This window comes from Shewanella sp. SR43-4, from assembly GCF_014163845.1.
Taxonomy (GTDB): domain Bacteria; phylum Pseudomonadota; class Gammaproteobacteria; order Enterobacterales; family Shewanellaceae; genus Shewanella; species Shewanella vesiculosa.
In genome coordinates, this window is record NZ_JACJEB010000022.1 from 1 (window position 1) to 14448 (window position 14448).

The following is a 14448-nucleotide window of genomic DNA, read 5'->3' on the forward strand; positions in this document are numbered from 1 at the left end:
CGAACTCAGAAGTGAAACACAGTATCGCCGATGGTAGTGTGGGGTCTCCCCATGCGAGAGTAGGTCATTTCCAGGCGCCTAATAAAACAGCAAGGCCACCTTAATCGGGTGGCCTTTTTGTTTTGTGCCTTAAAGCTAAGCAATTAGTCAGTGTGGCCAGTATGCCAATGCCAGAGTAGGTAAGTTCCAGGCACCTAATTGACTTGAAAGAGTTGTGAAACAGCCCGCTATTATGTAGCGGGCTTTTTTACGTCTGCAATTTGTGGCTGAAAGCCGTTCTTGGACCTAAACCATTGACCAGTTTGGATGATATGCCCATGCGAGAGTCGGTCACTTCTAGGGGCCAAAGAACACAGCAAGGCTACTCTACTCGAGTGGCCTTTTTGTTTTGTGCCTTGAAACCTAAGCAATCAGAACATCGATGCTAGGTGTAGTTCGCTAGACGCTCACCTAGGCCTTACCAATGCGATGATCATTAGTAGATAAAATAAGTGTGAACTTTGGTGGCTGGTAAGACAGTTTTAAACCCATTACTTGATTAGTAATGGGCTTTATTTTTTAGAAATAGGCTTTCAAATAGAAGGTGCGGGTCGATTTCAGAGTTCAGCTAATATTTTTTCTACGATAGGCTTATTAGCTTCGGGGAAGTCATATTCTGCAATGCTATGCATTGGTACCCATTCAATTTGCTGCTGTTCCATACCTTTAGCTTGGTTTGAGAATTCAGTAATTAAATGGATATCGAGTCTGACATGTTTATCTGGATAATCATGAATGATGTCCATGAAGGGAGTTGAATGAGAGACATCAAGATTAACTTCCTCTTTTAATTCTCTAATTAACGCTTCAGTAACCGTTTCATTTGTTTCTACCTTACCGCCTGGGAATTCCCATTTTCCGCCTTGGTGAAGGTGTCTAAGCCTTTTAGCAAGTAAAATCTGCCTATCTTGATTAATGATGACACCAACAGCAACATGAATTCTCTTTTGCATGTTTCGACTCCTTATTATTTGAACTTATTGTTTAAAGAAGTCACCTTCATCAAAACCAATGTCATCAAGCATATCTGGGTCGATACTGTTCTTGATCGGGATTGCATGTTTTTCACTTGCCCAATCACCAAGATCGATAAGTTTACAACGTTCACTACAAAAAGGCTTAAATAGCGATTCGTCTTTCCATTCAACTTTGGTTTTGCAAATTGGGCAGTTTACTACTGTTAACGGCATAATAATTCTTGGTTGTTAGTCTTATATGGAATGTTAAAGGGTTTAACTGCAGGTTGCTAGTGAGAAATCAATAGTTTCACAGGTATGGCGGTGTAAATCAAAATCGACAAAATGAATCGCATAACGATTTCGATTACCACTGACGGTAGGATAGCAATTTTGGTCTGAGTTTATCTTTACGCGGATTAAGGATAACGGCTGTGATGAATTACCTTGATAAAACCCTACCGGAGCTTGAGATAATCTAAAATCTTCAGTGGCTCTAATCAGTTCTAAAAGCAACATGATAGGCGCTAGTAAGGGTTGGTATTCTGCAAGCCAGTTGTTTATGTCTCGTTGTCGATATTGCCAGTCTTTACCCAGCCAAAAGTGCAGTTGAGGGAAATCAAAGTTACAGTATGCTCCAGTCATATTAAAACGCTGACGCAAAGAAGTAAGAAATTTATCTCGTTTGAGGCTACAACCAATTCTTTCTTGGGTTTGCATAGGTGACTTTAACGCGATAAGCCTGTCAGTGAGTTTATCTACTTGATCGTTATCAACATTCGAATGAGTACGCCATTGTGAAATTAATTGAATTTGTTTTTCGATATCTTTTAAGATGTCGGTACGATAATCACAACGTTCTGTTAGCTCTGCAAGCGAAAATAAAGGATTAAAACACTGATATTGATGATCTTGTTCAGCATGCTGCTGCAACTGTAGGGCAAGGTTTTCTATACGTAAATAACTGCGTATTTTTTCATTTAATGGTTGTTCATAAATTAAATCAGTCATTGACGTTAGTTTCTAAATCGGTTGCCTGTTGTAGGTATTGTTGATGCAGACGAAATACTTGACTGCGCAACTGTTCATGTTCTCCTTGATTATCAATAATATTATCAGCCAGAGCGAGTCGCTGTTCCCGGGTCATTTGACTCGCGAGAATATGCTCAACTTGTTCTTTACTGACACCATCACGTTGCATCGTCCTTGAAACCTGTAACTCCGGTGCAATATCTACGACCAAAGTAGTATCAACTAAACTATCTAAATGATTCTCAAATAGCAAGGGTACTACCATTATTACATATGCCGAAGTCGATGCTTGCACTTGGTCGAGCATCTTTTGGCGGATCATTGGATGAAGTAAATTGTTAAGCCACAAACGTTGCTCAGGGTTATTAAACACTTGTGCTCGTAGAGCCGCTCTATCTAAGCTGTTATCCGCTAATAATATTCCCTTGCCGAAGTGCTGCTTTATTGCATTTAGCCCATCCGAACCGATTGAGACAACCTCTCTAGCGATAACATCAGCATCAACTAAGTCTATGCCATATTGTGCGAATAGATTGGCCACAGTTGTTTTACCGCTGGCAATACCGCCTGTTAAGCCGACAATATACTTTTTTGCCATCATAACGTACTAAGATACCAATTGAGAATGTCATGTCCCCATACTAACGCTATCCAGCCGGCAGCAGCAATATAAGGGCCAAAGGGGATTGGATTGCCTTTGTTGATTTGCTTAGTGATAATCATACTAATACCGACTACAGCACCCACAAGTGAGGACAATAAAATAATTAGTGGCAGCATTTGCCAGCCTAACCAAGCACCGAATACGGCTAATAGCTTAAAGTCGCCATAGCCCATGCCCTCTTTGCCTGTTACCAGCTTAAATAACCAAAATACTGACCACAAGCTTAAATAGCCTGCCGCAGCACCGATAATCGCATCTTCTGGGCTAGTATAAATGCCTTTAAGGTTAATGATTAATCCTAACCACAGTATCGGTAAGGTGAGCTGATCGGGTAATAGCATTTCATCTAAATCGATGCCAGTTAATGCCACTAACACAAACGTTAAAATGCTGGCATAAACAAATTGCCATGTTGGGCCAAAGTGCCATGCTAACGCTGCAACTAATAAACCGGTTAAGAGCTCAATAATAGGATAGCGGCTTGAAATACGAGTTTTGCAATCGGCACATTTTCCACCAAGCATTAACCAACCCAATACAGGAAGATTATGCCAAGGCTTTATATTGGCTTTGCATTTTGGGCAGGCAGAACCAGGTACCACAAGGTTATATTTTGCAGGAAAAGCATCAATAGGTTTGTTTAACCGGTCATTACCGACTTGTTCGACAATATCAGGATGATATTCATTAAGGTAAAAGTTACATTCGCTTTGCCATTCGCGTTTCATCATTACCGGTAAACGATGGATAACGACGTTGAGAAAACTGCCAATGGTAGCAGCAAAAATAAAGCTAATTGCGACAAAGACCCAAGAGTGTTGACTCATTGTTGCAATAAAAGTTGTAATAAATTCAGTCATTTTATTTCTTATTATTTAAATAACATTACCCATTTCAAATATTGGCAAATACATCGCTACAATAAGGCCACCCACAACCGTACCAATCACCACCATCATGATGGGTTCAATTAGGGTTGAAAGGCCATCAACAGCATCATCTACTTGCATTTCATAGATATTAGATACTTTATTGAGCATTTCGTCTAAGCCACCTGATTCTTCACCAATCATGACCATTTGGATGAGCATATCTGGGAATAAGCCTGTGGTGCGCATAGCAACATTCATTTGCATACCAGACATCACCTCTTGACGAACCTTAAGAAGTGCTTTGCGATATACATAGTTGCCAGATGCTCCTGCAGCGGACTCGAGTCCATCAATTAATGGTACACCAGCAGCAAAAGTGGTTGCTAAAGTACGAGCAAATCGAGCCATTGACGCTTTGTGAAGAATATCCCCAATAGCAGGTATTTTTAGCATCATTTGATCTATTCGATCCCGGAATTCTTGTGAATTTCTGTGTGTTCGCCTAAATAGCCAAATACCTACAATGATCGCAATAGCAAAATAATACCAAGAGCCTTGTAACCATCTAGAAAGATTAATTACTATTTGTGTAAATACAGGCAATTCAGCCCCAAACCCAGCAAATATTTCTTCGAACTGGGGGACAACAAAAAGTAATAGCAAAGTAGTAACTAAGATGGCAACTACTACAACAGCGGTTGGATAGAACATGGCTTTTTTAATTTTAGATTTTAATTGCTCGGCTTTTTCACGGTATGTAGCAATACGATCGAAAACGGCATCCAAGGAACCAGAATGTTCACCGGCAGAAACTAGGTCGACGTACAAATCATCAAAATATCGACGATGCGGTCTTAATGCATCTGAGAGTGGAATACCTGATTGGACATCAGATAAAATAGTACCTAATAATTCTCGTACTTTGGCTTTTTCATGACCCCTACCAAGCAGTTCGATGGTGGTAACTAAAGGTACACCCGCAGCTAGCATAGTGGCTATTTGGCGGGTAATCATCGCAATATCCATTGCGGTGATACTTTTTTCAGATTTGAATAATGGAGGAGATTTTTTTCGTACACCTTTTGGGGTGACACCTTGGCTTTTTAATACGCTGCGAATTTCAGCAATGGTGGAACCTTTCAACTCACCAGAGGTGCGTTGGCCATCCCTATTGGTACCTTTCCATTGATAAGTAAATACCTTAGGTTGGTGTTTGGTTATTTTTTTTACTTTTGGCTTTTTTTTTGCTGTTGCTGTGGCCATGTAGCCAATCCTTTTGTTTTCCGCTGTACCACGTTAAAGCATTACTGTTAATAGAGAACAATCGATTAAATAATTGATTTACTCTATCAGATTTGACTATAGCTGAATTAAAAGCTGGTGACACGGTTAATTTCGGCAATACTGGTCACGCCGTGAATGACTTTAAGCAGTCCAGATTGGCGTAAATCGCGCATACCTTGTTGCTTGGCTAAGGTGGCAATTTGCAGCGAGTTACCGCCCTCCATAATGACCCGAGCAATTTCATCGCTCATTTTCATCACTTCGTAAATACCAACTCGGCCTTTATAACCACCAGAGCATAACTCACAACCGACTGGTTTAAATACGCTAAAGCCTTTGGCTATATTGGCTTCAGAAAAACCTAAGCGTTGCATTTCAGCAACCGGGATGGTCTCTTCATTCTTGCACGCTGGGCACAGGCGTCTGGCAAGGCGTTGTGCAATAATTAAATTAACAGAGCTGGCAATGTTATAGCCTGGTACGCCCATATTGATTAGACGGGTTAAGGTTTCTGCTGCCGAGTTGGTATGTAATGTTGATAACACTAAGTGGCCGGTTTGCGCTGCTTTAATAGCTATTTCAGCGGTTTCTAAGTCGCGAATTTCACCGACCATCACCACATCAGGATCTTGACGTAAGAATGAACGTAGCGCAGATGCGAAAGTTAAACCGGCTTTCAAATTAATATGAACCTGATTAACGCCCTCAAGGTTTATTTCAACCGGATCTTCTGCGGTGGAAATATTGCGCTCTTCAGTATTGAGTATGTTAAGACCTGTATATAAGGATACGGTTTTACCTGAACCAGTCGGGCCTGTGACTAAGATCATTCCTTGAGGTTTGGCTAGCATTTCTTCGTATAATAGTCGCTGGTCATCCTCATAGCCGAGTTTTTCAATACCTAACTGTGCGGACGATGAGTCTAAGATACGCATCACTATCTTCTCGCCCCAAATAGTGGGCAAGCTGCTAACACGAAAATCGATCGACTTGGTGCGCGACAGTTTCATTTTAATGCGGCCATCCTGTGGTACTCGACGCTCGGCAATGTCTAACTTTGACATGACTTTTAAACGGGCGGAAATCCGGTTAGATAAATTGACTGGCGGTTCAGATACTTCATGCAAAATACCATCGATACGGAAGCGAATACGGTAGCGCTTTTCATAGGGTTCAAAATGTAAATCAGAGGCGCCTTTGCGGATAGCATCGGTGAGAATTTTGTTAATATAGATAACAATCGGTGCATCGTCACTGCTGTCACCAGTTGGCTCATCACGTCTGTCAGTATCTGTAACTTCCATATTTGCCAATGCTTCTTCATCTGCACCAGCTAAATCAAGGCCTGATATATCATCCTCAATTATCTTTTCAAGTATTTTTAGGAGTTTGTCGTCTTCAACTAGAATCGCTTCTGCGTGTAATCCAAGACTAAACTGAAAATCTTCCAGCGCAGCGATGTTAGTTGGATCTGAGGTAGCCATGAAAAGACGATTACCGCGTTTAAACAATGGTAGACATTTATGTTTTTCAATCAGTTTCTTGTTGAGTAAGTCTTCGGATATGCTAGTTATATCAAATTCATTTAAGTCTAGCAGTGGTGTTCCATATTCTTCATAGCATAGCTCTGCTATTTCACGTGCAGAAAGTAATTTAGTCTTAATCAGATTAGTAACTAAAGATTGCTTATTTTTACGTGAATCGGAAATAGATGCAGAAATTTGCTCTTCACTTAGGAGTCCTTTGCGGATAAATAATGTTGATAAACCTAAATGAAGCGCTGTTGATGGCATAGTTATTATTGCTCTATTAATAAATAGGGGCATTTCAAATAAAATGCCCCATAATACTTTATGTCAAAGTTATGAAATTAACTTCTACATTCACTTGGTACAAACTTAGGTTCACTTGGATTATTACAATCCCATTCAACACCGCCGGTAGTAGCATTCAAAGAAGGTGCAAGATCAAATGTCACCGTATCTGCTCCGGCAGCCACACTTAGGCTAATAACACCAGTAGTATCAGCGCATGTAACTGTAGTCATGCCTGTCGTACCGGTATTAACTCCAGCACATGAGCCAGCTTGAATTGCACCTGCAGCTGAGATATTTTCTGTTACTGTTAACTTAGCTGAGGCACCCATAACCATGCCCTCTGTAACTTTAGAGCGAACCGTATAATCCTTATAAGCAGGCAATGCGATTGCTGCAAGGATACCGATGATCGCTACTACGATCATTAATTCGATAAGGGTGAAACCCTTAGCGTTTTTGATTTGATTGATACTTTTCATTTTCTCTCCGTAAAATAGGCTAGGGTAGTATCAGTCCTCGATAACTACTACTTAGCTGGTTTTTAAGTTAAGTGCTTAAATATAGAAGCTAAGTGTAGTAGTTGGCAGTCCATTTGCCTAAACCGTAAAGCACAATTGTGTGGTGCTAGATATCAGATACTAGTTAACCACGATTTTTATAGAGCCAATATAACTTGCGTTACTGAGGGTTAACTCAATTTATACTGTGTAATGCCCAATGGCACAAAACACTATGTATAGATAATAACCTTATTAACTGCAAATAATGTTAGCAGATTGTTTACTTAAATGGCATTTCGGCTGAGCGATAAACACAGAGCAAATACGTAAATGTTAATAAGTTACAGGAGCATTTGCTGAGCTATATAGCAATGGTTATACAAATCTCTATACAACTCGTTATAAATGCAAATGTTAACAACTTACTAATAATGTAACGTGTTTTGCAATCTAATGATTATCGTGCATGGCCGAAAGGCCAACTCGCCTACAATGAACGTTAGTATAAACCGTTACAAAATGGAATAGTATTAGCGGATTAATAAAAAATAAATGTCTAAAAATGCTCTGATTTCACATTTCCCGTACATAATACGATAATTTATTTTTTGACAGATTAGGTTGAGGAATATTTTTTTGACAAAAATGCAACAATGTCGTTTTGTTGACGTTTCTTGATGGCGGATGTGACAGATTTATCGCTAAGCTAAAAGCCTAGGTTCCAGAACGCTGCGCTGTTAGATGCTATAAAATCTTAGCAGCAAAGCTGTCCCTAGAAGCGCAGCGACCTAGCAGGACGCCGTCCGCTCTAGAACCTAGAAAATATAAGGGTTAAGCCTTTAATCGCAAAGACAAATCTAACGCTTTTACATGTTTAGTCAGTGCGCCGACGGAAATATAATCGACTCCGGTTTGGGCGAAAGTGGCTAGGGTGTCTAAGGTGACATTGCCAGAGACTTCTAATTTAGCGCCATTGCCTTGGTCTTTATAGCGATTATTCATGCTGACAGCGTCGACCATCATGGTGACGTCAAAATTGTCGAGCATAATGATATCAGCTCCGCCATCAAGCGCTTGGGTGAGCTCCTCAAGTGACTCAACTTCCACTTCTACCGGTTTAGTGCCGTCTAACGCACGTGCTGCGGTAATCGCTTGTGAGATGCCACCGCAAGCCATAATGTGGTTTTCTTTAATTAAGAATGCATCGAACAAACCAATACGATGGTTTTTGCCACCGCCGCAGGTGACTGCGTATTTTTGGGCTGTGCGCAGGCCAGGTATGGTTTTGCGGGTATCGAGTAACTGAGTATGGGTACCCACAAGCTTATTCACGTACAACTTGGTTAAGCTAGCGACACCTGACAAGGTTTGAATGAAGTTCATTGCCGTACGTTCGCCAGTTAAAATTGCGCGTGCAGGGCCTGAGAGTTCACATAGCAATTGATTAGCGACAATCAAATCACCGTCATCAACATGCCAATGCAGCACCACTTCACTGCCCAGTTGATTGAAGACTTGTTCTGCCCATGCTTTTCCGCAAAAGACACCATCTTCGCGAGTGATTAACGCGCCGGAAACGTGTTTATCTGCGGGAATAAGTTGTGCAGTAATATCTGCATTAAGCATGTCATGAACGGTATTGTGGGCTGTGTGACCTAAGTCTTCATCAAGTGCGGTTTGCACCGCATGACGGATATCGTTTTCTAACATAAGCAAAGTCCTTGCTAAAGATCGTGATAAGGCTAAACAGTATCCGCATTGGGCGGAGTGTTTGTTACAGAAAGCATTTGTTAAAGATTACCATAACTTGGCTATATACTGACACTATCAAGCTGGCAATTTTCAGCCTTGGTATTGCTGTTTTATACGGTTAAATTTACATTGGAACTGCTGATATCTTTATGTTTAAGGGGTGATATGCCAAAAGGCTTATTAGAACAAGGTTGGTTAGCTAGCGCGAGAAAATGTATTTCGCCGCATTTTAATGTTCGGCCTGATAATGAGGTGAGCTTATTGGTGATCCACAATATTAGCTTACCAGCAGGCTGTTTTGGTTTAGGGCATATTGATGGGCTATTTCAAGGTTGCCTAGATATTAATGCTGATGAAAGCTTTACAGAATTGGCTGGCTTGCAAGTGTCGGCGCATTTTTTAATTCGCCGCGATGGTGAGGTGGTGCAGTATGTGAGTTGTGATGACAGAGCATGGCATGCTGGCGTGTCTGAGTATAATGGCCGCAAGGGGTGTAACGATTTTGCCTTGGGTATTGAGCTAGAAGGTACAGACAGTAGTGGCTATACCGACCAACAATACCAGCAATTAATACTGTTAACATTGGAGTTAATGGCGCAGTATCCTATGCTTAACGTAAATAATATTGTTGGCCATTGCGATATTGCTCCTGGACGCAAAACCGATCCCGGTTTCAGTTTTGATTGGCCTCGATATAAGCAGGCCATCACAGCCAATTGAGGCCTAAGCTTGTAGGCTAGTTTATGAGAGAGTCGTTGTTGGGGAGCCGTTATGACCTTCCCTATTAAAGCAGCGCTTCTAATGATGACAGCAACAACGCAATAAATTAAAAGGATATTCATGGCATTATTTTCATTATTAGTGGCAATTCTTGTAGAGCGTTTGAAGCTTTTGCCAAGCAGTTGGCAGTTCGATACTGTGATGATGCGTTATCAAAAACAGTTTTGGGACAGCCAATCGCTTAAATCGGAATTTGGCGTGGTGGTGGCGCTGGTATTGCCGGCTGTATCAGTCTTTTTGATAAGTGTTCTCCTTGATGGCATTTTATTTGATTTATTGAGCTTATTATTTTGGGTGCTAATATCGATTATTTGTTTTAGTCACCAAACATTACGTATTGTATTTAAACAGTATATTCAAGCGGCATGTCGCGGTGATGTTCAAGCTTGTTACCGTTACGCTAGCGAGTTGGACTCTACCGAGTGCTTAGATGTGGTAGATGAACAGGATTTAGGCCGTAAAGTGGGCCAAACCGTGGCGTGGATTAATTACCGTTATTACGGCGCCGTTGCCTTGTACTTGATATTTTTAGGCCCCGTTGGTGCAATATTATATTGTAGCGTGCGTTTTTATAGTGAGTACAACAGTAAAAATAAGCTTGAAATGCCTTTGATTGATCATTTGCAGATGCTATTTGACTGGTTACCAAGTAGGGTATTTAGTTTTGGTTATGTATTAAGTGGCCAGTTCAGTGCTGGGTTAAGTGCTTGGCGACAATATGGCTTAAGTGTCAAAACGGATGCTAAAACCATTGTCACCTATACGGCTGTGGCCGCGGAGTCTTTACCTGAAGCGGGCAATGCACCCTTGAGTGTGCAATCTACATTGGCATTGCTGGCATTAAGTAAGCGTAATTTTGTATTGTTATTAACCATGGTTTCGGTACTAACCATTTTTGGGTTGGTTAGTTAGCTTGTCTAGAGTCTAGGGCGCTACGCTGCTAGGGCGGACTGTGTCCTGCTAGCGTTGCTTTGATGCTAGGGCGGACTGCGTCCTGCTAGGGTCGCTTCGCTGCTAATGTTTTATAGCCTCTAGCAGCGTAGCGCTCTAGTTTCTAGGACTTTCGGATACATGGTCTGACCCCTTGAGGATAAATTTACGGTATCCTCTGGGCTTGAGCGTTTTAAACAAACCTGTGTTCTTTGTCGATATGCTGATAACTAGACATGGCTTGTATGATTTGATAAAGTGCGCTCTCTCATATTAATTGGTAAGACCAATTGACAATTGCTTGTTTAGGGAGCAGGGCGCCAGATGGCTTATATTAAGATTAACCAGCCAAAAATTTCTGATGTGATCATGGAGCAATTAGAGCGGATGATCCTAGAAGGCAGTATACAGCCGGGTCAGAAGCTACCTCCTGAACGCGAACTCGCGGTGCAATTTGAAGTGTCTCGTCCTTCTCTACGTGAAGCGATTCAAAAATTAGAAGCTAAAGGGTTGCTCATGCGTCGTCAAGGCGGTGGCACCTATGTTAAAGAACAACTGTGGCAAAGTCTTGCCGATCCTATCGTTGAGTTAATGCATAACGATTCTGAAAGTCAGTATGACTTACTCGAATTCCGTCACGCTACTGAAGGCATGATGGCGTATTTTGCTGCCTTGCGTGGCACAGATGCGGATATGCAAAACATTAAAAACCGTATTAATGAAGTTGAAACCGCAACGGAAGTAGAAGCGCAGGCCGATGCCATTGTGCGTTTTTATCGTGCGGTCGCAGAGGCATCGCACAATGTTGCTATGCTGCATTTAGTATTAAGTTTAACCCCTGTGCTGCATAAAAATGTTGCACAAAATCTGGAACTTTTAAGCCGACGCGAAGAAGCTTCCACCATGGCAAATGATCACAGACGCGCGTTACTGGCTGCGATTGTACGCCGGGACCCAGACGCTGCACGTGAAGCTTCGAATGAGCACTTAAGCTATATCGAAGAAGTCATGTTGTCAGTAAGAAAAGAAGACAGTCGGTTGCAACGTAGTTTGCGCCGTTTAAAGAGCGGCGTTTAACTGAGTTGTTGTGTCAACAAGCAGCAACTAAAGCCGAAATATAATCCGTATATAGAGAAGGACTGCGAGATGTCTGAAGATATGCTTCAAGATTTAGACCCATCAGAAACCCAAGAGTGGGTTGATGCTCTGCAAGCTGTGTTAGAGCAAGAAGGGCCTGAACGTGCACACTTTTTACTTGAAAAATTAATCGACAAAGCGCGTCGTAACGGTACTCACTTACCTTACAATGCGACCACTGCTTACTTAAACACTATTCCTGCAGGCCAAGAGCCAAACATGCCGGGTAACCAAGAAATGGAACGCCGTATTCGGGCGATTATCCGTTGGAATGCCCTGGCAATGGTGTTACGTGGTTCTAAAAAAGATTTAGAGCTTGGTGGCCATATTTCAAGTTTCGCGTCTAGCGCGACAATTTATGATGTGTGTTTTAACCATTTTTTCCGTGCTCCTAATGAGCAAGATGGTGGTGACTTGGTGTATTTCCAAGGTCATATCGCACCTGGTATTTATGCGCGTTCTTTCCTTGAAGGCCGTATTACTGAAGAGCAAATGGCTAACTTCCGTCAAGAAGTCGATGGCAAAGGCCTTTCTTCGTACCCGCATCCTAAGTTAATGCCGACTTACTGGCAGTTCCCGACGGTATCTATGGGTCTAGGTCCTATTCAAGCGATCTACCAAGCGCGTTATTTGAAGTACTTGACTGACCGTGGTTTAAAAGATTGTTCTAAGCAAACTGTTTACTGTTTCTTAGGTGACGGTGAGTGTGATGAGCCAGAAGCATTAGGTGCTATCGGTTTAGCAGCGCGTGAAGAATTAGATAACTTAGTCTTCATCGTTAACTGTAACTTACAGCGTCTTGATGGTCCTGTACGTGGTAACGGTAAAATTATCCAAGAACTTGAAGGCGAATTCCGCGGCGCAGGCTGGGAAGTGGTTAAAGTGATTTGGGGACGTTATTGGGATCCATTATTGGCCCGTGATACCAGTGGTAAGTTATTACAGTTAATGGAAGAAACCGTAGACGGTGAATACCAGAACTGTAAAGCCAAAGGTGGCGCGTACACCCGTGAGCATTTCTTTGGTAAGTACCCTGAAACTGCCGAAATGGTTGCTAACATGTCAGATGATGACATTTGGCGCTTAAACCGTGGTGGTCATGATCCGGTTAAAGTTTACGCTGCGCTTGAACATGCACAGAAAACCAAAGGCCGTCCAACGGTTATCTTAGCTAAAACCGTTAAAGGTTATGGTTTAGGTGACGCTGGTGAAGGTAAAAACATCGCTCACAACGTGAAGAAGATGGGCGCAGAATCTATCCGTTATTTCCGTGATCGTTTCAATATTCCGATCCCAGATGACCAGTTAGAAGATCTGCCTTTCTATCATCCAGGTCCAGACTCTGAAGAAGTAAAATACTTGAAGAGTCGTCGTGAAGCATTGTTAGGTTATTTACCGCAACGTCGTGAAAAATTCACTGAAGAGCTAGAAGTGCCTTCACTGAAAATCTTTGACTCGATTTTAAAAGGCTCAAACGGCCGTGAAATCTCGTCAACAATGGCATTTGTTCGGGTATTAACCGCCTTGTTAAAAGACAAAGGCATTGGCAAACGTATTGTGCCAATTATTCCTGATGAAGCTCGTACTTTCGGTATGGAAGGTTTATTCCGTCAAGTGGGTATTTATGCTCACGAAGGCCAAAAATACATTCCACAAGATTCTGACCAAGTTGCTTACTATCGTGAAGATAAAACCGGTCAAGTATTGCAAGAAGGGATTAACGAATTAGGCGCCATGTCATCTTGGGTATCAGCTGCAACCAGCTACTCAGTAAACGACATGCCAACGATTCCGTTCTACATCTACTATTCTATGTTTGGTTTCCAACGTATTGGTGACATGGCATGGGCTGCTGGCGACATGCGCGCGCGTGGTTTCTTAGTCGGTGGTACTTCTGGGCGTACAACCTTGAATGGTGAAGGTTTACAGCATCAAGATGGTCATAGTCATGTATTGGCGAACACTATTCCAAACTGTATTTCTTACGATCCAACTTACGGTTATGAAATTGCCGTGGTAGTACAAGATGGTATTCGTCGTATGTATGGCGAAAATCAAGAAGATATCTTCTATTACCTAACCACAATGAACGAAAACTATGTTCAGCCAGAAATGCCAGCCGGTGCCGAAGAAGGTATTGTTAAAGGTATTTATAAGCTGGAGTCTGTTGCCGGTAGTGGTAAAGGTAAAGTACAGCTAATGGGTTGTGGCACCATTTTAGAAGAAGTTCGTAAAGCGGCTAAAGCCCTTGCGAAAGACTTTGGTGTTAGTGCAGATGTGTTCAGTGTGACGAGCTTTAACGAGCTAACGCGCGACGGCCAAATGGTTGAACGTTGGAATATGCTTCACCCAACAGCAAAACCTAAGCAAGCGTACATCAGCCAAATCTTATCTGCAGATGCACCAGCCATTGCTGCTACCGATTACATGAAGATTTACGGCGAGCAATTACGTGCTTTTGTACCAACTGATTATAAAGTACTAGGTACTGATGGTTTTGGTCGCAGCGACAGCCGTGCAAACTTACGTCATCACTTTGAAGTTGATGCTAAGTTCATCGTTATTGCGGCGCTGAAGTCACTTGTTGAGCGTAATGAAATGCCTGTTGATGTGCTGACTAAAGCCATCGCTGAATATGGCATTGATGCTGACAAGATCAATCCACAGTTCGCGTAAGGGGATACA

The 14448-nt window shown here is 42.0% G+C and carries 13 protein-coding genes; 4 read left to right on the forward strand and 9 right to left on the reverse strand.

Annotated elements, in window-relative coordinates:
* Nucleotides 1–596: 596 nt before the first annotated feature.
* The 9 genes from mutT to nadC form a co-directional block, all read right to left on the reverse strand.
* Nucleotides 597–992 (reverse strand): 8-oxo-dGTP diphosphatase MutT, encoded by a 396-nt coding sequence (gene mutT / locus H5123_RS18635; protein WP_182698923.1) that lies wholly within the window; start codon nt 990–992, stop codon nt 597–599.
* A gap of 24 nt (nt 993–1016) precedes the next feature.
* Nucleotides 1017–1229 (reverse strand): DNA gyrase inhibitor YacG, encoded by a 213-nt coding sequence (gene yacG / locus H5123_RS18640; RefSeq protein WP_124015357.1) that lies wholly within the window; start codon nt 1227–1229, stop codon nt 1017–1019.
* Nucleotides 1230–1271: 42 nt separating this feature from the next.
* The gene (gene zapD, locus H5123_RS18645) at nt 1272–2006 is read right to left on the reverse strand and encodes a cell division protein ZapD (RefSeq protein WP_182698924.1); all 735 of its coding nucleotides are present in this window, start codon (nt 2004–2006) and stop codon (nt 1272–1274) included.
* Nucleotides 1999–2628: a dephospho-CoA kinase gene (coaE, locus tag H5123_RS18650; protein ID WP_182698925.1), complete on the reverse strand. Its 630-nt coding sequence runs from the start codon at nt 2626–2628 to the stop codon at nt 1999–2001. Before coaE ends, zapD begins: the two co-directional genes overlap by 8 nt.
* Nucleotides 2625–3551: an A24 family peptidase gene (locus tag H5123_RS18655; RefSeq protein ID WP_182698926.1), complete on the reverse strand. Its 927-nt coding sequence runs from the start codon at nt 3549–3551 to the stop codon at nt 2625–2627. The genes coaE and H5123_RS18655 overlap by 4 nt, the downstream gene beginning before the upstream one ends.
* Nucleotides 3552–3566: 15 nt before the next feature.
* A complete protein-coding gene (locus H5123_RS18660; RefSeq protein WP_182698927.1) occupies nt 3567–4826 on the reverse strand; it encodes a type II secretion system F family protein in 1260 nt (419 codons plus the stop codon).
* A 107-nt stretch (nt 4827–4933) separates the two neighbouring features.
* Nucleotides 4934–6640 (reverse strand): type IV-A pilus assembly ATPase PilB, encoded by a 1707-nt coding sequence (gene pilB, locus H5123_RS18665; protein ID WP_182698928.1) that lies wholly within the window; start codon nt 6638–6640, stop codon nt 4934–4936.
* Nucleotides 6641–6717: 77 nt separating this feature from the next.
* A complete protein-coding gene (locus H5123_RS18670; RefSeq protein WP_220487694.1) occupies nt 6718–7143 on the reverse strand; it encodes a pilin in 426 nt (141 codons plus the stop codon).
* A gap of 852 nt (nt 7144–7995) precedes the next feature.
* Entirely contained in the window at nt 7996–8874 is an 879-nt protein-coding gene (gene nadC, locus H5123_RS18675; RefSeq protein WP_124015351.1) for a carboxylating nicotinate-nucleotide diphosphorylase, read from the reverse strand.
* A gap of 207 nt (nt 8875–9081) precedes the next feature.
* Here nadC and ampD point away from each other — a divergent pair, with 207 nt between their 5' ends.
* From ampD to aceE, 4 genes are all read left to right on the forward strand, one after another.
* Nucleotides 9082–9636, forward strand: coding sequence for a 1,6-anhydro-N-acetylmuramyl-L-alanine amidase AmpD (gene ampD / locus H5123_RS18680; protein ID WP_182698929.1), 555 nt, complete (start codon nt 9082–9084; stop codon nt 9634–9636).
* A 120-nt stretch (nt 9637–9756) separates the two neighbouring features.
* Complete coding sequence (gene ampE, locus H5123_RS18685) at nt 9757–10608, forward strand: beta-lactamase regulator AmpE (RefSeq protein ID WP_182698930.1); 852 nt, start codon at nt 9757–9759, stop codon at nt 10606–10608.
* Nucleotides 10609–10950: 342 nt separating this feature from the next.
* Nucleotides 10951–11703, forward strand: a complete 753-nt coding sequence (gene pdhR, locus H5123_RS18690; RefSeq protein WP_124015348.1) for a pyruvate dehydrogenase complex transcriptional repressor PdhR — start codon at nt 10951–10953, stop codon at nt 11701–11703.
* Nucleotides 11704–11772: 69 nt separating this feature from the next.
* On the forward strand, nt 11773–14439 hold the full coding sequence (gene aceE, locus H5123_RS18695) for a pyruvate dehydrogenase (acetyl-transferring), homodimeric type (RefSeq protein WP_182698931.1): 2667 nt from the start codon (nt 11773–11775) through the stop codon (nt 14437–14439).
* Nucleotides 14440–14448 lie beyond the last annotated feature (9 nt).